This window comes from Paenibacillus sp. FSL L8-0333 (assembly GCF_037965665.1).
Lineage (GTDB): Bacteria > Bacillota > Bacilli > Paenibacillales > Paenibacillaceae > Paenibacillus_AQ > Paenibacillus_AQ odorifer.
Window position 1 is genome coordinate 349,620 of sequence record NZ_CP150186.1, and the last position, 24,171, is coordinate 373,790.

The following is a 24,171-nucleotide window of genomic DNA, read 5'->3' on the forward strand; positions in this document are numbered from 1 at the left end:
AAATGCCCTAGAAAAGGATGAATCCGCCTCCGTAAGCGAAATGAGAGGCATATTCGCCCTACTAAAGGGCGCTGGGTGCAGGTCTGTTTCTATTTTTATAATATAAAAATTTCCGCCCCGCGCATCACAGAATTGTTCAGCGCACGTTTGCCACTCCCCTGAACAATTCTGTGATGCCCATTCCCTTTTCCTATCATGCTCATATCCTAAAGCAAAAACATGATATGGAGATGACCCTATGCCCTCGCCCAGTAAGGTCCGCATCAGACATGCCGTTACTATAGACGTACTGATTCCCGCGATTGAAAAAGATTTACAGACCCTTCCCCATGTGATTGACGCTGTTAGAAAGCATGTTAAGCATCCCATCGGCCGGATATTAATTGTTGCTCCCAAAAAGAAACGGATGATTGAGTTCTGTCGCACAAAAGGCTGTACCTTTATTGATGAGAATACGGTGCTGCCGATTACGAAAAAAGACATTCATTATCGCTCACGCACCTGGGAACGTTCCGGCTGGCTATTCCAACAGCTGCTGAAGCTGAATGGCGACAAGCTCTGCACGGCGGATTATTTTCTGGTTATTGATGCCGATACCGTTCTGATCACCCCCCACCGTTTTCGGGCGGACGGCAAGACACTCTTTTACAGCCGGAACTGGAGCCAACCACAGTATTTTGTAACCTATAGGAAACTCATGGGCCGCAAGGTGACCGCAAAATCGTCATTTGTGACCCATTATATGCTGTTTGAACGCAGTCAATTGGCTCAAATGAAAAGAGAGATAGAAGCAAAACACCAAATGCCTTGGTATCGAGCTATTTTACACAGTATGAACCGTTCCAAGCAATTTGCCTTTTCTGAATTCGAAACCTATGCCAATTACCTGTATTCGAAGAATCGCGAGGGAATGAAGATTCAAAAAGCGCGTAATAAAGGTCTCCATATGAATGCAGGACAGCTATCCAAGCAGAGAGTGAATCAGCTGGCTGAGAAGTATAGATCATTGTCTTTTCATAAACGAAAGGGGTATGTGAGAACACCGGGGGCTAAATCCAGCGCAGGGGGGCGATAGGATTGCAGATCGTACTCCTTTCAGGGGGATCGGGGAAGCGGTTATGGCCGCTATCAAATGAGATCAGGTCTAAAGCTTTTTTAAGGCTGCTTCCAACAGAAGCTGGCGGTGTGGAGTCGATGATCGAGCGGGTATGCAGAGGGCTGGAAGAAGTAGGCTTGTTGGATTCAAGCTGCATTGTGACTCATCGCAGTCAGGTGGAGATTACTCGCAAATCCGTTGGTGCTCAAGTCCCTTTATTAGCGGAGCCGCAGAAACGGGGGACTTTTACTGCAGTAGCTCTGGCGGCAAGTTATCTGCATTCTGTGAAGGGTATGGACTCAAAAGAGATCGTAGTGGTCATTCCGGTGGATTCGTATGTGGAGGCTTCTTTTTTTAAACAGCTTCATCAATTTCCAAGTGTACTTGCCGAATCACAAGCAGATATTGCTTTGATTGGTGTTTTACCTGAATTTCCTTCTACACAGTTCGGTTATATTCTGCCTGGTGAAGGGTCAGGGGTAGGAGGGACTTCTTTTTTAAATGTTAAACAGTTTGCAGAGAAACCGAACGAATCGACAGCCGCCGAGTTCATTTCTCAGGGAGGACTGTGGAATTGCGGCGTGTTTTCCTGCTCATTAGGATATTTGCTCTCAAGTATGAAGGAACGGAATCTTCCAGTAGATTACATGGAGTTTTTGGGGCATTATGATCAATTGCCAGAACGAAGCTTTGACTATGAGGTGCTGGAACACACACGGCGTGCGGTAGTGATCCCCTATATTGGGGTATGGGCGGATATTGGCAGCTGGGATGCGCTTGTTCCCCATTTGCAAGGAACGGTGATTGGCGAGGGGAGTATCTCAGAGGATTCAAAAGGTACCCATTTGATCAACGAACTCTCTTGTCCTGTGCATATCATCGGCGCTCCTGGTTTAATCGTGGCGGCAGGGCCAGATGGTATATTGGTAGCTGGGATAGAGCAGGCAAAACGAATTAAGCAGAAGCTGGAGGGCCATGCAGCGAAGCCGATGATTGAAGAAAAACGCTGGGGCACCTCACGCATTTTGGACTTCTCTCGCACGGCAGCCGGTATTGAGGTTACGACCTCAAAAATAACCATTTTGGCAGGTGAGCACACCAGTTACCATTTTCATCAACATACTAAAGAAGTTTGGTCTTTTCTTTCTGGAAATGGAGAATACCGGATGAATGGCCATCTTCATGCGGTTGCCGCCGGGGACACGGTCACGATTCCTGCTGGTACGAAGCATGGGCTGCGGGCCATTACAGCGCTCGAATTGATTATCATTGAACTGTTGGAATTTCCTGAGGTGGATGACTACGTACGAGTGTCTGCCGAATGGGAGGGGGAGGACAGCTTCCTTGATGATTTGGGATGAATGGAAAGGTAGTTCGCTTTAACCCGGAGGCTGTTATAGATATGGATAGATTGCGCGGCTGAAGTGAAATAGATGTATCCAGTGCAACTATTTCGTGGAGTAGCGAATGCCTTGCGATATAGATGTAGTTTGTACAGTTAAAAATAGCGAATTTTTGCGTTTTGAATAAATTTGCTGAATATAAATGTACAGAGTGCAATTAAATCCGAATTAGCTCTTAAAAGAGAGCATTTAACTGTACGAAGTACAACTAATCTTTGAGAGGGACGGGGGATGCAATAGGCAAGCCACGAGCTAAACCTAAGCCTAAAGTGTAAATGAGAGACCCCTGCCTAACAAAAATAAACCCACAAATAGCACCGTGAGCAGAACTGCCCACGATGCTATTTGTGCATTCACTGCTGTATACAGAAATTATTCTTTAGAATTTCTATTCAAAAGATGCTCAATTCCTGCCGCGACTCCGTCTTCGTCATTACTGGTGGTGATGAATTCCGCCATTTCCTTAAGAATTGGCGCAGCGTTAGCCATAGCAATCCGGTAGCCGGCCTTCTCGAACATCGGCTGATCGTTATAACTGTCGCCCATGACAGCTACATCCGCTAGCGGGATACCATAATGGTCAGCAAGCATGGTTACACCGGAGCCTTTGTTGGCCTCTTCATGGTTAATCTCGATATTATTTACATGGGAGGCGGTAATAATTAAGCCCGGAATAGCTGCGAAGCGGGTGGAAGCTTCCTTGAGCAGCTCTCGGTTTAGAGAAAAAGCCAATGTTTTATAAATAACATTTTCCTCCTTGCTCCACACCTCTTCCATACTCTCCACATAGGTTACCGCTGCTTGTTGAAACTGTTGATCGATCATTGCTTTTAGCAGCCAGCTGACTTCTTCAGGAACTTCATCATCGCTTAGTGCAGATAATTTCTCTAACCGTACACGTTTGTTCAGCTCTACATAAACGTTATCCTCAGTGTATACCTCGTAATACAAGTCCGGAATTTCGTTCATCCAGCGTAGAGCAGGAATGATGTCTGCTTTATTCAGCGGCGTGCTTGCCGCGAGGGTGCGATCAGATAATGTGACGACTGCGCCATTTAGACTGACTACAGGACATTCCAGATCCGCCAGCCGAAGCTGACGTTCTGCATCCATAAAGGAGCGCCCTGTAGCAATGATAACAATGTGACCTAGTTTCTGAGCTTTTATAATAGCTTCGCGGTTTTTTGGACTGATGTTTCCTTCTTCGTTCAGTAATGTTCCATCCATATCTAAAGCAATCAGCATATTGTATGAGCTCCTTTTCCAGGTAAAGTAGTACTTTTTAAGGGGATTTGAAACGTTACTTGTATCTTATCATTAATATTCTGAAAACCAAAAACCATTTTCATGCAAATGCACAATAATGAACGTCTAACAAGAGATAAGAGTTTTTACAGTATATTTTTAGAAAATAGTTCAGTCGTGGTACAATAGTTGTCAAACTAACCGACTAGCCGAATCTATCGTCAGCTTATGTTCGAGGAACGTGACCGACGGTATTTTTCCTGCGTAAGGACATCGGCAGCTGCTTATGTAAAGGGGACTATTTATGAGATCCAAAAACTTAGCCACCATGTCACTCGCCTTTATGGCATGTGGGTTTCTGATTACACTGTTTCTACCTGAAAACCTAGCCGTGATTCTACTGAGAGGTGGTTTCGAGGCCGGTTTGGTGGGGGGGATTGCCGACTGGTTCGCGGTAACGGCGCTGTTCCGCCATCCGATGGGGCTGCGTATTCCACATACCTCACTACTGCTCAAGAATCGCGATAAGATCATCCAATCACTAATCACCGCGATGGAGACTGAGCTTCTTAACAAGGAAAGCATTGAGAACAAGCTGCGTAAGTTTGGCTTTATATCAATGGGCTCCAAGCTGCTGACAAAGTTCTTTAGTAAAAAGAAGGCAAGAGTACAAATATTGGAGCAGCTTGGCGAATTCGTGTCTCGTCTTCCGGTAGAGAAGGCCGTACCGTTTCTGCAAAAGGCAGCCTCCGAATATGTTCGTGAAGCTGAGCTTGGCGTTGCGGCTGATAAAATAGTTACTAAGTTAATGAATGACGGTAAAGATGTAGCTGCTCTAGACTATGCGCTGGAAGGGGTATCTAATTGGAGCGGACGTCCTGAAACGAAAGCTATGCTGGGCAAGATCGCCAGCGAGAAATTGGCTGAAGTGAAGCTTGGCGGACTTAAAGGTATGGCTTTTCAGGCTTTTGTCGGGTTTATGGATGCAGATATGCTTGGTGAAATGCTGCAAGGTATGTTGCAGTCCGGTATCCGCGATTTTCGGGAAGAGGATAGCCCATACCGTGAAGAGGTTATCCGTGAGATTCGAGTGGCCCTGTTCCAGATTGTTAATGATGAGGCTAGACTGGCTTCATTAAAAGAATGGGCACTAAATGAGCTTGAAGGCGAAGCGGCGACCGTATTTCTGCATACGCAATTGGAGAACATTCGCAGCAAAGCAATTTCCCTACTGGAAGAAGATCGGGCGTCTGGCGGACGCAAGCTGTTCACGTTATATACCCTGCTTGTACGTCGTATTGGCAAGGAACAAGAATGGATCAGCAGCTGGGAAGAGCGGATTCGCGCTTCGCTAATTGCTTTTGTAGAGGCTAACCACTACAGAATAGGTCTTTTGGTAAAAGAGAATCTGGACAGCATGGATGACGCTAGTCTAGTGAATATGCTGGAAGATAAAGTGGGTAAAGATCTGCAATGGATTCGTGTGAACGGGGCTTTATGCGGGTTTGTCGTAGGGCTTGTGCTTACAGTTATTCAATTGATTTGAATGAAACTTACCTATGTAATGTAAAATTCACAAACAAAGCAAGCAGCGATTCTCCCGTGTTGGAGGATCGCTGCTTTTTGTTGTTGCTTATGGCCTGTCTGCATCGTGGAGTAATAATCCTTCTCTGAGGCTTACGGACCCATATGACGTTATTTGTTAGTTTTTGGCCTTTGGAACATGTTTACGGACTCCACCGACGTTATTCCTATGGATGCGTTCATATTGGGCATTTTTCATGCCAATAGTGGTTATAGGGTCCTTTAGCATTGCAAATGTGGGATAAAGCTGCGTTTGGGGTCAGCTGTGTCCGATAGCTACCTTTTATACGCATATATGACCTAATTCAATCGGAGATTGGTGTTTGTTTAGCTCAAGCAAACACCAAAAAGAAGGGAACCCAGCAGCCAGTTGATGGCTTATGGGCCCCCCTACTTTTCTTGAGTCTACAATTGCATTCCGCCTGCAAGAGTTCTGTACGCCTGCTGTGGTGATGTAGAAGCTTGGTACAGCTGTTCTAAATGGTTCGCTGTACGCAACCAATTGAAGGCTTCAAGCGCATCTGTTCTCCCTTGTGATCCGATGGTAACTGCCAATTGTGGATTGCGGGCTATCCGCAGCAAATGTCGGGCAAAGGGTAAAGCCTCACGATATCGTTCTACCAGATAACCGTTATGGCCAGAGGCGACAATCTCTCGGATTCCCCCATTATTAGAAGCGATAACAGGTAGACCGGAGGCCATAGCTTCTACATTAACAAGCCCGAAGGATTCATGATTCTGGGAAGGGCATACAAAGCAGTCTGCTGCCTGATAAAGGGTGTGAATATTCTCATGAGCTACATTTCCTAGAAAAGTAACCGACACTCTCAGCCGCCGTGCAAGTAGCTTCAACTGCCGTATGTACGACGGTTTGCCCTTGCCTGCGATGACGAGATGAGCGGGGAGGTGTTTGTTTAAATGCGACATAGCACGTATTAATATAGGCACTCCTTTGCGGGGTATAACTCGACCAACGAACAAAACGGTAAAGGTCTGCGGAAGTCTGTAAAAACTACGAAGCTGTTGTTTTTCAGATGTCTGCACAGGGGTAAACCGATCAAGATCGGCTCCCAATAAGACAATGTGAATCCCTGTGGTCAGTTGAGGGAAGCGGCGATCCAATCTTCGCTGTAAGGAGTGGCTGTTGGCAATGATCAGATCTGCTTTTGCCAAGGCATTTGCCACTTTATCTGTACCCGGTGTGAAGGTAAGAGAGTGCAGGAACAGAAATACCGGGATATGAGGAAGCTGTTTCTTTACAGCAGACATAAGATGGGGGCGATTATCAACCTGAATGATATCAAAGGATTCTTTCTGAATGTATTCTAATACCGAAGTAAGATAATGGGCTGGGGTGCTTGCGGGCAACCGGATAATTCTGACCTGCTCCAATATAGTGGCAGCAGGTAGTCCAGGTAACTTCCGACTTACAATGGTTACCTTATGTCTCTCCGCGAGCCTTCTGGCAATGGCCCAAATGCAGATTTCTACTGAACCGTCTCCCGGAACTGGGAACTGCTCCGGTGCAATGATACAAATGTGCATGGTTCACGCCTCCTTTTATCCGCTAATGGATATCCTCTTCCACCATATGCAACACAGTAAACAGTAGATACATCCGAAAGCGGAGAGGGCGTTTCACTCATGCCATTTGTACAGTTGCAGCATAAAATACTAAGGCTTACTAAGGCCGTGATTATTTTCTGAGGGACAGGGGAGAGGACAGTTGGGAAAGAAGTTAAAGTCTGCATTGACCAGCAAATGGATTAAAACCAAGGTGCTCATGCGAAGCACTGAAATTTCACCGTTGATTCCCGAAACAGTAAAATTCAGTAAAGTCAATCTGAAAGCTATGCTGCTGAAATATGGAATGGTTTATGTCAAACCAGAATACGGTACCTATGGCAATGGTGTGATGAAGGTTGAACAGAGTAGAGAGACTTATGGAACAGAATACAAGTACCAAAGTGGAACAAGACTTAAGACTTTTAGAACCTTCGACGCCTTCCATTTATCCTTAAAGAAAGCGACGCGTGGACGTAGTTACCTGATCCAGAGAGGAATAGTATTGCTAAAGCACGGGAAACACCGCTTTGATATCCGTGTGATGGTCCAGCTCAGCCCGCAGGGCAAATGGGAAACTACCGGTCTGATTGGTCGGGTAGCTGAGAAAGGTAAGATTGTTACCAACTATCATAGCGGCGGCAAACTAACTGCTATGGAAAAGCTGCTGTCTCCTTATCTGAACGAAGCTCAGCAAGCGCAAATGCTTAGGATACTGAGAAAGCTAGGAGAAGATACCGGACGTTTCTACCATAAGAAATATCCTGGGTTTAGACAGATTGGTGTCGATGTAGGATTGGATAGATCCATGACGCCTTGGATTATTGAAGTGAATACTAGTCCGGACCCATATATTTTTAAACATCTTTCTGATAAAAGCATGTACCGCAAAGTAATGGCTTACCGCAGAGCGAATGAGAAGAAAAAAAATACTAAATGATCTGTTTCCTCGTATTAGCAATGACAACAGAAATCTTTTGTTCTAATTCTATGATTTTTTGCTTGTGCGTTGCGATTTGGCGGTAACCCGAGACGAGTGAGGACAGAGACTGAGTGGTTAATGTAAGGTTTTGCTTGCGAATCGCTGCTTTGAAGTCACTCCAATCTGCGGAAATCCGTTTATTCAATGAGGTGACTACGCTTTTGTTAGATTTAATTGAGACTTGTGGGCTATCAATGCCAGACAAGGTTTTGCGGGCATAGATTATCTTTCGGGTACGTGTCTGTTTGGCTGCATTCAACTGATTCTGTTTTTCGCTAATCTCTTTGCGAGCCAACTGAACCAGGACCTTCATAGCATCGCCTTGGGCTTGTAGTACGGTATTCAAAGTCTTATTTTTAAGACCCTTGGCGATCTTGATACGTTTATTAAGCGCATTGTATTGGTCGAATAAGGGCTGATAGTGCTGTTTACAGCTCTTAACGGTGACCTCCAGTTGAGCTACGGCTTCTAAATCAATCTCTTTAATTTGCTTACGTACCGCAATCAGTGTTTGCTCATTGTTATAGTGAAGGGTTCGGATCTGCTCCTCACGGTTATTGTATTGCATCTTTAAAGTAGATAATTCATTGTACAGATTAGTCATCTTCATCCTTGCAGGAGCCTCGGCAGTGGCAGCTGTTAGATCAAAAGCCGCTTGAATTGAGGGCGTTAATTCAGTCGTTGCTGCAGCAAAAGCTCTTGTTGATGTGCTTAACGATAGCAGGATCACCAGTAGTAGTAAGGGGAATGACTTTAGTGCGTTCATTGATTCGCTCCTCCTTTTGTCCGTATTCCTGAAGACAACAAAAAAGCACCCGTAGCAAAGGCAAAAGCCTTTATTACGGGTGCTTCCATCGTAATAGGTCACGAACGATATATTTATTGTTAAATATAAGTTGTTTATTTGCTTACGTCAATAATTTAAATTTAAATATTTCCAATTTAAAATAATGCGCTAGACATTTCTTTCCCCAGTTCTCTTATCGTATACTGACATAAGAAGGTATGAGAGCTTTAGCGCTAGCAACAAAGGAGGTCTGGCTTAAATGGGCAGCTCGGTAGAATTTAACGCAATTCTGGATCATGCATTTATGAGGTCTCCAGAAGGAATGGCCGTACTGTTTTCGAATAACGGCAATTTCAACTGGATAAAAGTCAATCCGGCTTTTTGCAATCTACTTGGCTTTACGGAAGCCGAGTTTCTTGCCGGGGCTCTTTTTACAGAATCGGAAAATAGAGAGGCACATTCAAAAGAGCTCTCCTATAGAGTGGTAATGGATGAGCTTCAGAAATCGCCAGCGGGCAGCTGGAAGAAGGAGCATTGTTTTTTAAACAAAGAAGGTCAACCCGTCTGCCTGTCTCTCATGTTCTCTGGGTTAGGAGCAGAAGAAGGACAAGCCCCTTCGTATATTATAGTATATGCCGAGGATATTACGGAACTAAAGATCGCAGCTCAGGAAACGGTGGATCATCTGGATCAGCAGCAGCAAATGGAAGAACAAATTCGTCAAAGTGAACGCAATTATAGATTAATGTCCGAGAATTCACTGGATTTAATCTCGCGTCATGCGGTCAAAGACAGTATTTTCTTATATTGTTCTTCGGCTAGTCGTACCCTGCTTGGTTATGAACCTGAAGAGATGGTTGGGACAAGCGCCTATAATTATCTCCATCCGGATGATCTAGTTATGATGCAAGGTTTAATGGAGCAGAGCCGCAGCTCTGGCGTTATTCCGGCTGTAGCTTACCGCTACCGCCATAAGAATGGCACCTATGTCTGGTTCGAGTCGAGCAGTCGTTATACCTATGATGATGAGGGGAATGTCATGGAGATTATAGCGATTGGACGTGAAATTACGGAGCGCAAGCAGTTCGAGTTCAAGCTTAAGGAGAGCGAGCAACGGTATAAATCTTTGTTCGAATATAATCCATCTGCCGTGTACTCTATGAATTTGCATGGAGATTATTTGACCGCCAATGCGAATTTGGAGAAGTTGACCGGGTATTCGCTGGATGAACTGATCGGAATGTACTTTGGCCCCATTGTCCATGAGAAGGACATAGAGAAGACGTTGTATCATTTTAACTTAGCCGCCCAAGGTTATCCTCAAAGCTATGATCTAACGCTTATTCATAAAGACGGACACTTTGTAGAGATTAATACTACCAATATTCCGATTATTGTAGATGATCAAGTAGTAGGTGTGTATGGGATTTCCCGTGATATTACAGAGCGCATCCGTTATACAGAACAAATTGAGAAGCTTAGCAATGAGTACACTCTTATTTTAAATGCAGTTTCGGAAGGCATCTTTGGACTCGACATGGAGGAGAAGGTGACGTTCATTAACCCTGCAGGTTTGCAAATGCTGGACTATGAACATGATGAAATTATGGGCCATCCTTATTTGGATCAAATTCAGCAGATAGCACTCGATGGGAGCCATTATCGGCCGCAGGAATCTCCACTAATGAAGGCTATTAAGTCAGGTGTATCTTATCAGAGTAATGATGCGGTCTTGTGGCGTAAGGACGGTTCTAGCTTTCTTGCGGAATATCAGGTAACCCCTCTGTTTGATAAGGGGGAGCCGAAGGGTGTTGTTGTAGTGTTCCGGGACATCACGGATGAGAAGGAAATCATTCGGGCGAAGGAATCTGCGGAAAAAGCAGACCAGGCTAAGTCTGAGTTCTTAGCTATTATGAGCCATGAAATCCGTACTCCGATGAACGGAATTGTAGGGATGACGGATCTCCTGGCGGAGACGGAGCTTGATGAAGAACAGCTTGGATATACTGACATTATTAAGGAGAGCAGCAGCTCGCTCCTATCTATTTTGAATGAAATACTGGATTACAGCAAAATTGAAGCCGGAAAAATGATGATTGTAAATGAGCCCGTGCAGCTTCAAGCCGTATTAGACAGCGTAATCGATCTATTTACAGCGAAGGCTTTGGAGAAAAATATTCAGTTATCATGCAGCATGGCACCTGGAGTGCCGCCACTGATTATGGGCGATGCCGGGCGGTTGCGTCAGGTATTGGTCAATCTGGTCAGCAATGCAATCAAGTTTACAGATCGGGGCAGTATCAGTATTTACGTAGAGCAGAAGCTGTCCGCAGATCAAAAGAAATTAACTTTGAAATTTAATGTTAGGGATACGGGAATCGGCATTCCTCTAGAGAAGCAGCATCGGCTGTTTCAGTCTTTTTATCAGCTGCATTCCTCGTTTAACCGCAAATATGGCGGGACCGGATTGGGGCTGGCGATTTGTAAAAAGCTCGTTGAGCTGATGGGCGGAGCCATTGCTGTAGAGAGCAGTGAAGGAGAGGGCTCTAATTTCTATTTCACGCTGCAGATCAATCCTGATAGTAAAGCTGAGATAGATGTGGAAGATACAGTGCAGACAGAAGAACGGGAGACAACAATGGAAGGGGCAGCAGCTGTAGAAGGAGAATTGGATGCCGGTACAAATGTGATTTTACTTCCGGAGGCGACTCCACATATTACTCCTAAGTCTAGCCCTTTAAGAGGGGATCTATCTGAATGAAGCATAGACAGCCTCGGATTAGCAACAAACTGCCTGCGGAGCCATATACACAGTGGGAGGTTGGGGTCGAATCCCCGTCCTCTGCGTGTGGCCCGGCTACGATGGCAGCGTTAACGGAGTATTGGAACACCCATTTCGGAGCGGACTTTATTCGGGGGAAAGGTCATTTTCCTTCCAAAGCCGCTCATATTAATTACATATACAGCCATCACGGCGGAAGACCTTGGGGGATGAGTGTGCGCTGTTTTACCAAAGAACTGAAGAACTATATCCATTCATCGACTTTACCTAAGGATCAGCAAAAGTTACTCATTACTACGTTTAATGATTTTGAAGTATATAAAACAGAAATTGATGCCGGCCGGCCTGTGGCTGTTAAATTTGATAAGTGGTTTCGTCTGCGGTGGAGAGGCAAGTTTACTTACGATTACCATTGGGTACTAGGTATAGGATATGAGGTATTTGATGACGGAGAGCGTTCTATCCTGATTGTCCACGATAATGGTGTGCGGTACAAGGACGGTAGAGTTACTCTAGGTAAAGAACGGCGTATTCCGTATTTTGCAAATAAAGACATTATTACGATGGTCGGGTTAGATATTGCAGATGCATCGAGGTAGAGGGGTTGTCCTGACAAAATAGCTTGAAAAATTTGAGTCCAAACGTTTGCACTACTTAGACGATCATACTATAATCCAGTTAATAACTGGAAAAGGGGATAGGTGCTTTGTCCGTACAAAGGGAAATGAAGGAACCCATTTATTATGGGGACCCTGCGGCTACTAGAGGGATTTCCGTGTTTGCTCAGGAGTTTGATCAGTTATTCAGCTATGATGGGGACGATCTTGGCCTAACGTACTCACCGGGTAGTTCAGCTTTTTGTTTGTGGGCGCCCACCGCTCAAGAAGCGGAGCTGGTACTTTATAATTCATGGCAGGGAGCAGCCGAGTGTAAGTATTCTATGATCCGTGATATCCGGGGCACGTGGAGAATTACAGTTGACGGTGATTTAGATGGCAAGTTCTATACCTACCGAGTACGTCTTGGAGAACAGTGGAATGAGGCGGTTGATCCTTATGCACGTGCTGTAGGAGTGAACGGTGATAGGGGAGCTATTTTAGATTTACGCAAAACAGATCCTGAGCGGTGGACGGAAGATAAACCACCCCTGGATGATCCTGTAGATGCCATCATTTATGAGCTTCATTTGCGTGACTTATCTATCCATCCAGCAAGTGGTATGACCCATAAAGGACAATATCTTGCTTTGGCGGAAGAAGGGACCCGCGGACCGGAGGGTATTCTCACTGGACTCGATCATATCACGAACCTCGGTGTAACCCATGTGCAGCTATTGCCTGTTTATGATTATTCTACAGAGAGTGTAGATGAGACGAGGCTGGATGAACCGCATTATAACTGGGGTTATGATCCGAAGAATTATAATGTGCCAGAAGGTTCCTATGCTACAGATCCTTATGTGCCTGGAGTGCGTATCCGTGAACTAAAAACAATGATTCAAGCACTTCACGATCGGGGCCTCCGCGTCATTATGGATGTGGTTTACAACCATGTGTACGATGGCTACCGCGTGAATTTTACCAAGCTGGTTCCCGGCTATTATTTGCGTTACAAGCAAGACGGAAGCCTGTCGGATGGCTCTGGCTGCGGGAATGACGTGGCTTCGGAACGATTGATGATGTCCAGCTTCATTGTGGAATCCGTAGTTTATTGGGCCAAAGAATACCATATCGATGGTTTTCGTTTTGATCTGATGGGCTTGATTGATCTCGACACGATGGAGGAAATCCGGCGTCGTCTGGATGGGATTGACCCGTCCATCATGACGATTGGTGAAGGTTGGATGATGGGGACAGAGTTGCCGATGGAGCGGCTTGCCCATCAGAAGAATGCGGCGCTTTTGCCGGGAATCGGACATTTTAATGATGATTTCCGGGATGCAATTAAAGGGAATATCTTTCTGCATGATCAACCGGGCTTCATCAGCGGAATGATGGGTCTGGAGCTTGCGATAAAGGCAGGAGTCGCGGGAGGCATTGCTTTTGCCCCAGGCATTGGACAATTTGCCGTGGAGCCTCAGCAAACCGTTAATTATGTGGAGTGTCATGATAATCATACGTTATGGGATAAAATATTACTGTCCACACAAGGGGAGACGGACAAACAGCGCCAATCTATGCATAGATTAGCTTCTGCGATAGTGTTCATGAGTCAGGGAATCCCCTTTGTCCATGCGGGTCAGGAATTTATGCGCACGAAAAACGGGGTGGAGAACAGCTATAAATCCTCGGTGAAGATCAACCAATTGGATTGGGAACTGTGCGCTGCTCATCAAGACGATGTGGTTTATCTGAAGCAGCTAATTGCCTTGCGAAAAGCGCATCCGGCTTTCCGTATGCGAACGGCAGATGACATTCGGAATTATCTAGTATTTGAAAAAGCACCGGTAAGTTCGGTAGCTTATACGCTGCGTGGCCATGCTGGAGGAGATGCGGCGAAGCATATCTATGTGCTTTTTAATGCTAATGTTGAACAGACGACTTTGGTTCTGCCACAGCTCGGGGCATGGAAAACGGTTTTTGGAGCCGATCTTGTGCAGAATCTGACGGGTAATAAGCTAAATGTAAGTGGGATTGGAATGGTAGTGCTGACGGTGAACTAGATGGTTTGTTATAGATAATTCGTCAAAAGCATACGGAGTATTGTGCTCAATGAGTACAGTGCGCTGTGTGCTTTTTTGCGCGGAACTTTCTTTTGAAAGGATGCTTTTATTTTACATAAAAAGGTGACATTACTCATTTTCGTTAAAGATCTAGAATGCTAATATTAAGGCATTTACTTTGGCGCTTTAGAGTGGCATAACAGCAGAAAGTGACAGAGAGTACTTTTCTTTGGTAGAGAGGATGAAAGAGATGGGGAAAGCAACCGGATTTTTAGAGTTTGAACGACAGACACCCTCCGAGTGTGAGGCATTGGAGCGAATTAAGAATTGGAATGAATTCTCGATTCCTATGGATGAAGAAAAGCTGCGCGAGCAAGGGGCACGTTGTATGGATTGCGGTACGCCATTCTGTCATGTAGGACGTCTGTTGTCTGGTATGGCTTCCGGCTGCCCTTTGCACAACTTGATTCCTGAATGGAACGATATGGTCTATCGTGGAAATTGGGAGATAGCGCTGAAACGTCTGCATAAGACAAACAACTTTCCTGAATTTACAGGCCGTGTCTGTCCCGCTCCTTGTGAAGGCTCTTGTACGGTAGGGATGAACGGCAAACCTGTCACCATTAAATCCATTGAGAAGTCAATTGTAGATAGAGGTTTTGCAGAAGGCTGGATTGTGCCTGAGCCGCCACTTCATCGCACGGGTAAGAAGGTTGCTGTAGTGGGTTCAGGTCCGGCAGGCCTTGCCTGTGCGGCACAGCTTAATAAGGCTGGACATACGGTGACTGTGTATGAACGGGCGGACCGGATTGGCGGTCTGCTTACCTATGGTATTCCCAACATGAAGCTGGATAAAAAGACTGTGCAGCGCCGGGTGGATCTGCTTGCGGCTGAGGGTATTACCTTCGTAACTCGAACAGAGATCGGCCGAGATCTCCCAGCTTCACAGCTCAAGGCAGAGCATGATGCTGTGGTACTGTGTGGTGGATCTACACAGGCACGTGATCTTCCGATAGAAGGACGTGATCTGCGTGGGATTCATCAAGCTATGGAGTTTTTAACGCTGAATACAAAGAGCCTACTGGATTCAGGGCTTGCAGATGGCGAGTATTTATCTGCAGCAGGTAAGGATGTAGTTGTAATCGGCGGTGGGGATACTGGAACAGACTGTGTGGCCACCTCAATCCGCCACGGCTGCCGCAGTGTAACTCAGCTCGAGATTATGCCACAGGCGCCGCTGACTCGTCAGCCTAACAATCCTTGGCCGGAATGGCCAAAGGTGCTTAAAGTGGACTATGGTCAGCATGAGGCCGCTTCACTGTATAAAGAAGATCCACGCCGTTATCTGGTTTCGACGAAACGGTTTGTCGGCGATGAGGGCGGGCAAGTGCAGGAGCTGCGTACAGTGAGCATTGAATGGACTCGTAATGAACAGGGACGAATGGTACCGGTCGAAGTGCCGGGCAGTGAGGAGACCCTGCAAGCGCAGCTGGTATTGCTGGCTTTGGGATTCACAGGGCCTGAAGAAACTGTACTGGGCGAGCTTGGGGTGGAACGCGATGAGCGGGGGAACGCCAAAGCAGAGTTCGGAGCACAAGTAACCAATGTAGAAGGTGTGTTCACAGCAGGTGATATGCGGCGCGGGCAAAGCCTTGTAGTATGGGCTATTGACGAAGGGCGTCAGACTGCGCGCGAAGTAGACCGCTTTTTGATGGGATCCTCGAATTTGCCGTGAGTGTTAAGATATAGCGAGCAGGGCGTTCCTTTGGGAACGTCTGCTTTGCGTTGTGGTATGTTCAAGGTTAAGATTATTGTCTAAGCACATATTTACTTAAGTTAAGTTGAAAAGGAGAATACATGATGAAGTTAATGTTTATTTCCGACATTCACGGATCTTTATTTTGGCTGGAACGGGCTTTGGAAAAGGTAGAAGAAGAGCAGCCGGACAGTCTTATTATTCTAGGAGACTTCCTATATCATGGTCCAAGAAATCCGCTGCCGAAGGACTATAACCCACAAGAGGTTGCTAATAAGCTTAATGCATATAACAAAAACAAGCCGATAACCGCAGTGCGTGGAAACTGTGACGCCGAGGTAGATCAAATGCTGCTGGAATTCCCGATGATGGGCGATTATGTAATGCTTTTGCACGAAGGCAAACGGATTTACGCTACACATGGTCATGGCTTTAGCATTGAGCATTTGCCGGCGCTTTCCGAGAAGGATATTTTTATTCAGGGACATACCCATATACCAGTTGCCGATGTAAAGGAGGGAGTGTACGTGCTGAACCCCGGCTCCATATCGCTGCCTAAAGAGAATAATCCGAATTCCTATGCTGTTCTAGAGGGCGGGGAATTTATCGTTAAGGATTTTGAAGGCAATGTGGTAAAAAAGATTACCGTATAGTGAGAGGGATCGTTTAAAGGAACTCCTGAAGATTGAGAGATTGAACAAGGGAGACAATGCCAAAGGACAACATTACCAATCCGGATAGTTTGTTGAACATGAGCTGTTTCGAACGTCCTGACATTATGTTGTTTCTGAACAAAGCGGTGCTCCCTGTCAAACCCATCCACCATAATGCGGAACCCAGAAAGACGCCGCTAACTAGAAACGGCATATTGGAGCTGCTATGAGACAGAAGGACGCCAGATGCGCTGAATACGCCAAGGGAAAAAATAATTGTCATGGGATTAGACAACGTCAGCAACAGCGTTACCGTGTATGAATTCAGTGAGCTTTTTGGGGAATTGGGTTCTGTTAGCTTCGTTGTAACGGATGAAACTTAAATTTTTTAACTGTAAAATGGGGGCTGCGAAAAAAAATTCCTTCCAACATTATTAATGTCCCAGGGAATTGAGCACTAGAACATATTATTGTATGATGAGGAAGGAGTTTTAAGGGTAGGAATGGCTCCAAATATATTAGTAAAGGTAGTTAACACATGAATCCTAAAGATTTGAACTATACAATGCCACCGGAATGGGGCAAGCATGAACGTACTTTTATCTCCTGGCCGGTGCAGGAATCTATGTGTTTCCCGGACAACCACGAGTCAGTGTGTCAAGGTTATGCTGACATTATCACAGCCATCGCCGAGTTTGAACCGATCACGGTCATTGTGAACCCGGAGGACGTGGAGCGGGTAGAACATCGGGTCGGCGGACCGAATGTAACGCTGCTGCCTATTGCGCATAGCGATGCTTGGCTGCGTGATAATGGACCTACCTTTATTGTTAATAAAGAAGGACAAATGGCAGGTGTGAACTGGAAGTTTAATGCTTGGGGCGGTAAATATTCACCTTGGGATCTGGATGACGAAGTGGCTCCGCAGATTCTGGAGCATGCACAGATCACCCGTTTTGATGCACCGCTTGTGATGGAGGGTGGCTCGATTCATACGGATGGAGAAGGCACTTTGCTTACTACAGAAGAGTGTCTGCTTAACCTAAACCGCAACCCGGAGCTGAAGCGCGAAGAGATCGAAGAGTACGTGCGGAACTATACAGGTACAGAAGCTATTATCTGGCTGAGACGTGGCCTTAGCGGCGATGAAACCGATGGTCACGTTGATAATATTGCTTGTTTTGCTGCACCAGGCAAAGTTATTATCCAGGTCTGTGAGGACCCGCAGGATGAGAACTATGAGATTACGCAAGAAAATCTGCGTATTCTGGAGAACGCTACAGATGCCAAAGGGCGTAAGCTGGAGATTATCAAGATTCAGCAGCCACCACGGGTCGATCATGACGGCAGTCGTCTGACACTCAGTTATTTGAACTTTTATTTCGTGAACGGCGGAATTATCTTGCCTGTGTTTGGCGGCACCGCGACAGAAACGGATACACTTGCTGAGAAAGTGCTCGCTGATTTGTTCCCGGATCGCAAGATTCGTACAGTTAACGGAATGGCCGTTATCACCGAAGGCGGGAATGTACATTGCACTACGCAGCAAATGCCTGCACAGCAATAATTTGAAGGAAACTAAACGTCCAAAGGGACATTTATATACAAGGAGGACAGATTCTTGAGAAATGTAAAAGTAGCTGCGACACAAATGAGTTGTTCCAGCAATATTGAGGAGAATATCAGCAAAGCCGAGACATTGGTCAGAGAAGCGGCAGCACAGGGTGCGCAAATTATTTTGCTGCAGGAGCTGTTTGAGACTCCGTATTTCTGTCAAAAAGAGAAAGCTGATTATTACGCATATGCAACAGAGCTTGAGCATAACAAGGCGATTAATCATTTCAAAGCAGTAGCCAAGGAGCTGCAAGTGGTACTGCCAATTAGTTTTTATGAGAAAAAGAATTACGCGCGTTACAATTCACTTGCTGTAATCGATGCTGATGGAACGGTGCTTGGCAAATACCGCAAGAGTCATATTCCAGATGGCCCAGGTTATGAAGAGAAGTTCTACTTTAATCCGGGAGATACTGGCTTTAAGGTATGGAACACTCGTTATGCCAAGATTGGCGTAGGTATCTGCTGGGATCAATGGTATCCAGAAGCGGCTAGAGTAATGAGCCTGATGGGAGCAGAAATTCTGTTCTATCCAACGGCTATTGGTTCTGAACCGCAGGATGGATCGATCGATTCCAAGGATCATTGGCAGACCTGTATGCTTGGACATGCAGCTGCTAATCTTATTCCAGTCGTGGCTTCCAACCGTATTGGTGAAGAAATTGATGAGGATTCGAGCATTAATTTCTACGGTTCATCATTCATTGCAGGTCCTCAGGGCAATAAAATCGTTGAGGCTGGACGTGATGAGCAAACCGTGCTGGTAAGCGAATTCGATCTGGATGCTTTGGAAGTTGGACGGATCGAGTGGGGAATCTTCCGTGACCGCCGGCCGGATTTGTATAAATTGATCGGTTCTTATGATGGAGATATCACACTTTAATAGGTTTAAGGTTAAATCTAAAGGCATTGCTAGGGAGAATACAATCTCTGGCAGTGCCTTTTTGTGTTTGATGGTAATTTTTTGAGAGTGATGTACGTATAAAACTTATAAAATAATAATATTATGTTATATAACCTTACATAAAATAGAAAAGTTAATTGTCATGAATCCTTTAATCTGTTAAAATCTCTTTAAGTTATTTCCAAAAATAGGGGGTATGGAGATATGACAATAAAAAGTCGCGCTTTAATGTCAGTTTTTATCGCATTGGTGGTGGTTGGATTGGTAGGTTGTGGAGCAAATAACAGTAAAGCTGGTAACGAATCCCCGGCAGAGAAAATTAAGTTTGCCAGTGATGCCAGCTACGCTCCTATGGAGTACATGGACACGGATAAAATCAAAGGATTCGACATCGATTTTATTAAGGCAGTTATGGAAGAAGCGGGAATAGACTATGACGTAACGAACACAGGCTGGGAAACGATGCTTCAAAGTGTGAAGCAGGGAACGGAGTATCAAGCAGGGCTGTCTTCAGTATCCATTACGGATGAACGTAAAGAAACCTATGACTACTCCATCCCTTATTTCGAATCTACCAATATGATCATGGTTAAAGAAGGCAGCGACATCAAAAATGCACTTGATCTTAAAGATAAAGTAGTTGCAATACAAGGGGCCACAACTGCAGACGACCTGATGAGCGGAATAATGGGCGTCGACAACCCTAACTTGAAACGTTTTGACAGCAATGCGGTGGCATTGATGGAACTGAATGGCGGCGGAGCCGATGCGGTCGTAGCGGATATTGCCATTGTACGTGAATACATGAAAAACAATCCTAAGCAGAAGCTGGTGGGGATTGTAGACACGGAGAACTTCGGAGCGGAATATTACGGCATTCTTTACCCTAAGGGCAGTGAGTTAAAAGCGAAACTGGATCCGGCTATTAAGAAGGTATTGGAAAACGGAAAGTACACGGAAATCTACAAAACTTGGTTCGGCGAAGAACCTAACCTGGATAGCTTATTGAACGCAAAATAAGGAAAGAACCTAATAAGCATGCGTAATGATAGCTATTGCGCATGCTTATTTTTTTAAAGAGAGATGACATAAAGAAGAGAAGGGGAGAGTCCTATGGATTTTAGAATGGACATTATTATTCATTATTTGCCCGTCCTTTTAAAAGGGACATTGCTGACTATCGGTATTTCTGTAGTTTCTATTTTATTTGGTTCTATTTTGGGACTGGGGATCGGATTTGGCAAAATGGCTCCTAAATGGTATTTGCGCTGGCCTTTTCATTCATATATCAACTTTTTTCGGGGAACACCACTGTATGTGCAGATTCTGATTGTTCACTTTGGAGTGATTCCCCCGCTTTACGGCAAAACCAACGCCCTAATCACTGCGTTTGTCGCTCTGTCGCTTAATTCGGCTGCTTATTCGGCTGAGATTTTTCGGGCGGGCATTCAGTCGGTTGATCGTGGGCAACGGGAAGCCGCTATTTCACTGGGGATGACTAATCGGCAAGCGATGAGATTTATTATTTTACCGCAAGCGATCAAACGGATGGTTCCGGCTTTTGGTAACGAGTTTATTGTGCTTGTGAAAGACTCCTCTCTTCTGGCTTTGGTGGCTGCACCGGAAATAATGTATTGGACCAACACGATGAAAGGGCAATATTTGCGGATATGGGAGCCTTATTTGACAGCGGCACTTATTTATTTCATTCTTACCTATTCTCTTAGCAAGCTGCTGAATTACGTTGAACGGAGGCTGAAATAGGATGGAGCCTATGATTTCAGTACGGAACTTACATAAATCATTTGGAACAAATACGGTGCTGGCCGACATAAGTATCGATATTTTCAGTCAGGAGGTAGTGGTGGTTATTGGGCCGTCCGGATCGGGTAAATCCACCTTTTTGCGTTGCCTTAATTTACTGGAGCAGCCGCAGGGGGGCGAGATTGTAATTGAAGGCACTTCTTTGATGGCGGCGAGTACGAAGATTAACGATATCCGTACAGAGCTTGGGATGGTGTTTCAGCAGTTTAATTTATTTCCTCATATGAAGGTTATAGAGAACATTATGCTGGCACCGGTTCAGGTGCGTAAATGGTCTCCGGATAAAGCGCGGCAAAAAGCGCTGGAGCTGCTGCAAAAAGTAGGTCTAAGTGAAAAAGAAGAGATGTATCCAGCCTCATTGTCTGGGGGGCAGGCTCAGCGGGTAGCAATTGCAAGGGCGCTGGCTATGGAGCCCCAAATTATGCTCTTTGACGAACCAACCTCAGCGCTTGACCCGGAGATGGTGGGGGAAGTGCTGGCGGTGATGAAGGAGCTGGCCCGTGAGGGGATGACGATGGTCGTGGTGACGCATGAAATGGGCTTTGCGCGTGAGGTGGGAGATCGTGTGCTGTTTATGGAACAAGGTGAGATTGTGGAGGAAGGAAGTCCGGAGCAGCTGTTCGGAAATCCTGTGCAAGAACGGACACGCTCTTTTCTATCAAAGGTGCTGTAATTTTGTGGAAAGTAGAATCTTGTTATTTTATCAGGTATATTAGAAGAGTAACGGTTATTTCAGGGATTTATATGCAAAATCTGTCGGAACGTGGAGAGGAGGCTCTGGGGATATCTTTTGTTATCATAATCTTGCAGTGATAGAGGGAGAATACGATGAGCACATTTAAAAACTGGTTAAACACAACCAAAAGCGGACTAACAGATCAAGTGAAAAAATTCAAAAATAAAGATTTTATGAATGCTGTAGTTGCGGGCTGCGCTTTGGTGGCTGCGGCTGACGGTAAAATAGAAGAAGCAGAGAAAAATAAAATGGCCGGCTATATGAATATGAGTAATGAATTGAAGGTATTTGACATGAGAGATGTCATTGCTCAATTTAACTATTATGTAAGCAACTTCGAATTCTCACCGGAAATAGGGAAACAAGAGGCTTTGAAGGCCATCGCAAAGTTTAGCGGCAAACCAGATGCAGGACGTTTAATCGTGGGCGTATGCTCGGCAATTGGATCGGCCGATGGCGATTTTGATGACTATGAAAAAGCAGTTGTGCGGAATATTTGTAGCGTCTTGGGATTAAACCCTAGCGAATTCAGTTTATAAATTAGGTGGAGTCATAGATGAAAGTTCGTTGAAACGTAATTTAATCTTTATCGTATCATTGATATAACACCTAAAAGCTAGACTAACAGATAATGATTTTTATCGGAAACGGAGGTACGTTGATTTGGCTGGAATTAATCTGGTAAAAGGTCAAAAGATTGATTTGACTAAAGGTAATGCGGGCTTGTCCAATGTAATTGTGGGCTTAGGCTGGGATCCGATTGAAGCCTCGCGGGGATTCTTTGGAGTCAAGAAACAGGCGAATGTCGACTGTGATGCCTCAGCACTGCTATTAAATGAGGAAGGTAAGCTAACTAAGAAGGGTAACCTGATCTGCTTCCACAACAAGCAAAGTCCTTGCAACTCGGTTATTCATTCCGGAGATAATCTGACGGGTGAAGGCGACGGAGATGACGAGCAAATCATGGTTAATTTGAAAGCCATTCCTGCCGATGTTCACAAGGTTCTGGTTGTCGTTAACATTTACGATGCAGTGAATCGCAAACAGGATTTTGGAATGATCAAATCAGCGTATATTCGGGTAATGAATGCTGCCGGGAATAATGAGTTGATTAAATTTAACTTATCAGACAACTACACAGGTTTTACGGCACTTATTTGTGGAGAGCTTTACCGCCAAGGTGGGGAATGGAAATTCGCTGCAATTGGTGAAGGCAGCCACGCCGCTCATATCAATCAACTTGCAGAACGCTACGTATAATCCAAATATAAGAAAAGAGGTATGTAATCATGGCAATTAATCTATCCAAAGGTCAAAAGATCGATTTAACGAAAACAAACCCAGGTTTATCCAAAATCACAGTAGGTCTTGGTTGGGACACTAATAAATATGACGGCGGAAAAGATTTCGATTTGGACGTATCCGTCTTTTTGACCAATGCTAGTGGTAAAGTTGATAAAGAAACAAACTTTATTTTTTTCAATAACAAGCAAAATGAAAATGCTTCTGTTGTTCATACCGGCGATAACCGTACAGGTGAAGGCGATGGTGATGATGAGCAGGTTCAAGTGGATCTTCAGAACATCCCTGCTGATGTAGACAAAGTAGCTTTTACTATTACAATTTATGATGCTGAAGCAAGAAGTCAAAACTTCGGACAAGTTTCCCGTTCTTATGTACGTATCGTAAACGATCTGAACAATGAAGAGCTGATTCGTTTCGACCTCGGTGAGGATTTCTCTATTGAAACTGGTGTTGTTGTAGGCGAACTGTATCGTAATGGTGCAGAGTGGAAGTTCAATGCCATCGGCAGCGGCTATAAAGACGGCTTGAGCGGTTTGACTCGCGACTACGGCCTGCAATAAATTTCGTTGTATATGCCAAAGATGAACTAAATGAATAATGAAGGAAGGTTTTGTCAGTGACGATCAGTCTCTCTAAAGGACAACGGATTGATCTTACCAAGACTAATCCGGGTTTGACTAAGGTAGTAGTAGGATTGGGCTGGGATACTAATAAGTATAGCGGCGGCCAAGATTTTGACCTTGATGCTTCAGCCTTTCTACTGCATGAAGATGGTAAAGCCAAGGGCTCCGATGATTTTGTATTCTACAATAATCCCTCGGGTGGCGCAGGTTCTTTGACTCATACGGGGGATAACCGTACGGGTGAGGGGGACGGAGATGATGAGCAGATTGTTGTTGACTTCAGCAAAATCCCTGCTCATATTCAGCGCATCGGAATAACGGTAACGATCTATGATTACGAAACTCGGGCACAAAACTTTGGACAAGTCTCCAATGCCTTTGTACGTGTGGTAGATGCTTCTAATGATCGTGAAGTGCTTCGCTTTGATCTGGGTGAAGACTTCTCAACTGAAACAGCTGTTGTATTCTGTGAGTTCTACCGCAATGGTGCGGATTGGAAGTTCCAGGCGATTGGAAGTGGCTTTGCCGGCGGTCTAAGCGCTTTATGCAGAAACTATGGACTGGACGCGCAATAGCATCCAAGTGGGCGGGGTCATTACCGATCCTGCCCTTTTTCTAAATATTTAGAGCAGTACAGACTCCACTTTGTGGG

21 protein-coding genes are annotated in these 24,171 nt (G+C 45.1%); 18 read left to right on the forward strand and 3 right to left on the reverse strand.

The window, feature by feature from the left end:
- Positions 1-238: 238 nt before the first annotated feature.
- Together NYE72_RS01580 and NYE72_RS01585 are read left to right on the forward strand one after the other, a co-directional pair.
- Complete coding sequence (locus tag NYE72_RS01580) at positions 239-1,075, forward strand: DUF6492 family protein (RefSeq protein ID WP_076101176.1); 837 nt, start codon at positions 239-241, stop codon at positions 1,073-1,075.
- A gap of 2 nt (positions 1,076-1,077) precedes the next feature.
- Complete coding sequence (locus NYE72_RS01585) at positions 1,078-2,457, forward strand: sugar phosphate nucleotidyltransferase (RefSeq protein ID WP_339211157.1); 1,380 nt, start codon at positions 1,078-1,080, stop codon at positions 2,455-2,457.
- Between the two features lie 414 nt (positions 2,458-2,871).
- Here the strand turns inward: NYE72_RS01585 and NYE72_RS01590 are convergent, their stop codons facing one another.
- Complete coding sequence (locus NYE72_RS01590) at positions 2,872-3,744, reverse strand: Cof-type HAD-IIB family hydrolase (RefSeq protein WP_076275603.1); 873 nt, start codon at positions 3,742-3,744, stop codon at positions 2,872-2,874.
- Positions 3,745-4,048: 304 nt separating this feature from the next.
- Here NYE72_RS01590 and NYE72_RS01595 point away from each other — a divergent pair, with 304 nt between their 5' ends.
- Complete coding sequence (locus NYE72_RS01595) at positions 4,049-5,290, forward strand: DUF445 domain-containing protein (protein WP_339211160.1); 1,242 nt, start codon at positions 4,049-4,051, stop codon at positions 5,288-5,290.
- 443 nt (positions 5,291-5,733) lie between these two features.
- On the opposite strand, the gene NYE72_RS01600 is transcribed toward NYE72_RS01595, so the two are convergent.
- Positions 5,734-6,873, reverse strand: a complete 1,140-nt coding sequence (locus tag NYE72_RS01600; protein WP_076274116.1) for a glycosyltransferase family 4 protein — start codon at positions 6,871-6,873, stop codon at positions 5,734-5,736.
- A 181-nt stretch (positions 6,874-7,054) separates the two neighbouring features.
- On the opposite strand from NYE72_RS01600, the gene NYE72_RS01605 reads away from it, so the two are divergent.
- Entirely contained in the window at positions 7,055-7,831 is a 777-nt protein-coding gene (locus NYE72_RS01605; RefSeq protein ID WP_036687402.1) for a YheC/YheD family protein, read from the forward strand.
- Here NYE72_RS01605 and NYE72_RS01610 read toward each other — a convergent pair.
- Positions 7,824-8,639, reverse strand: a complete 816-nt coding sequence (locus NYE72_RS01610) for a hypothetical protein (protein ID WP_339211164.1) — start codon at positions 8,637-8,639, stop codon at positions 7,824-7,826. The genes NYE72_RS01605 and NYE72_RS01610 overlap by 8 nt on opposite strands.
- A 280-nt stretch (positions 8,640-8,919) precedes the next feature.
- Here NYE72_RS01610 and NYE72_RS01615 point away from each other — a divergent pair, with 280 nt between their 5' ends.
- From NYE72_RS01615 to NYE72_RS01680, 14 genes are all read left to right on the forward strand, one after another.
- Entirely contained in the window at positions 8,920-11,421 is a 2,502-nt protein-coding gene (locus tag NYE72_RS01615; RefSeq protein ID WP_339211166.1) for a PAS domain S-box protein, read from the forward strand.
- On the forward strand, positions 11,418-12,041 hold the full coding sequence (locus NYE72_RS01620; protein ID WP_339211168.1) for a C39 family peptidase: 624 nt from the start codon (positions 11,418-11,420) through the stop codon (positions 12,039-12,041). The genes NYE72_RS01615 and NYE72_RS01620 overlap by 4 nt, the downstream gene beginning before the upstream one ends.
- 107 nt (positions 12,042-12,148) lie before the next feature.
- On the forward strand, positions 12,149-14,104 hold the full coding sequence (gene pulA, locus NYE72_RS01625) for a type I pullulanase (RefSeq protein WP_339211170.1): 1,956 nt from the start codon (positions 12,149-12,151) through the stop codon (positions 14,102-14,104).
- 250 nt (positions 14,105-14,354) lie between these two features.
- Positions 14,355-15,839 carry a glutamate synthase subunit beta gene (locus NYE72_RS01630; protein WP_076141404.1) on the forward strand — a complete coding sequence of 495 codons (1,485 nt, stop codon included), beginning with the start codon at positions 14,355-14,357 and terminating at the stop codon, positions 15,837-15,839.
- Between the two features lie 125 nt (positions 15,840-15,964).
- On the forward strand, positions 15,965-16,513 hold the full coding sequence (yfcE, locus tag NYE72_RS01635; RefSeq protein WP_076141403.1) for a phosphodiesterase: 549 nt from the start codon (positions 15,965-15,967) through the stop codon (positions 16,511-16,513).
- Positions 16,514-17,051: 538 nt separating this feature from the next.
- Positions 17,052-18,080, forward strand: a complete 1,029-nt coding sequence (locus tag NYE72_RS01640; protein ID WP_076141401.1) for an agmatine deiminase family protein — start codon at positions 17,052-17,054, stop codon at positions 18,078-18,080.
- A gap of 54 nt (positions 18,081-18,134) precedes the next feature.
- Complete coding sequence (gene aguB / locus NYE72_RS01645; protein WP_076107380.1) at positions 18,135-19,010, forward strand: N-carbamoylputrescine amidase; 876 nt, start codon at positions 18,135-18,137, stop codon at positions 19,008-19,010.
- 225 nt (positions 19,011-19,235) lie between these two features.
- Positions 19,236-20,051, forward strand: a complete 816-nt coding sequence (locus NYE72_RS01650; RefSeq protein ID WP_036687413.1) for a transporter substrate-binding domain-containing protein — start codon at positions 19,236-19,238, stop codon at positions 20,049-20,051.
- 93 nt (positions 20,052-20,144) lie between these two features.
- Entirely contained in the window at positions 20,145-20,795 is a 651-nt protein-coding gene (locus tag NYE72_RS01655) for an amino acid ABC transporter permease (RefSeq protein WP_036687415.1), read from the forward strand.
- 10 nt (positions 20,796-20,805) lie between these two features.
- Complete coding sequence (locus NYE72_RS01660; protein WP_076141451.1) at positions 20,806-21,528, forward strand: amino acid ABC transporter ATP-binding protein; 723 nt, start codon at positions 20,806-20,808, stop codon at positions 21,526-21,528.
- Between the two features lie 155 nt (positions 21,529-21,683).
- On the forward strand, positions 21,684-22,130 hold the full coding sequence (locus tag NYE72_RS01665) for a tellurite resistance TerB family protein (protein WP_036687417.1): 447 nt from the start codon (positions 21,684-21,686) through the stop codon (positions 22,128-22,130).
- A gap of 124 nt (positions 22,131-22,254) precedes the next feature.
- Positions 22,255-22,851 carry a TerD family protein gene (locus tag NYE72_RS01670; RefSeq protein ID WP_036687418.1) on the forward strand — a complete coding sequence of 199 codons (597 nt, stop codon included), beginning with the start codon at positions 22,255-22,257 and terminating at the stop codon, positions 22,849-22,851.
- Positions 22,852-22,880: 29 nt separating this feature from the next.
- Positions 22,881-23,456, forward strand: a complete 576-nt coding sequence (locus tag NYE72_RS01675; RefSeq protein ID WP_036687420.1) for a TerD family protein — start codon at positions 22,881-22,883, stop codon at positions 23,454-23,456.
- Positions 23,457-23,512: 56 nt separating this feature from the next.
- Entirely contained in the window at positions 23,513-24,094 is a 582-nt protein-coding gene (locus NYE72_RS01680) for a TerD family protein (protein WP_036687422.1), read from the forward strand.
- Positions 24,095-24,171: the final 77 nt, after the last annotated feature.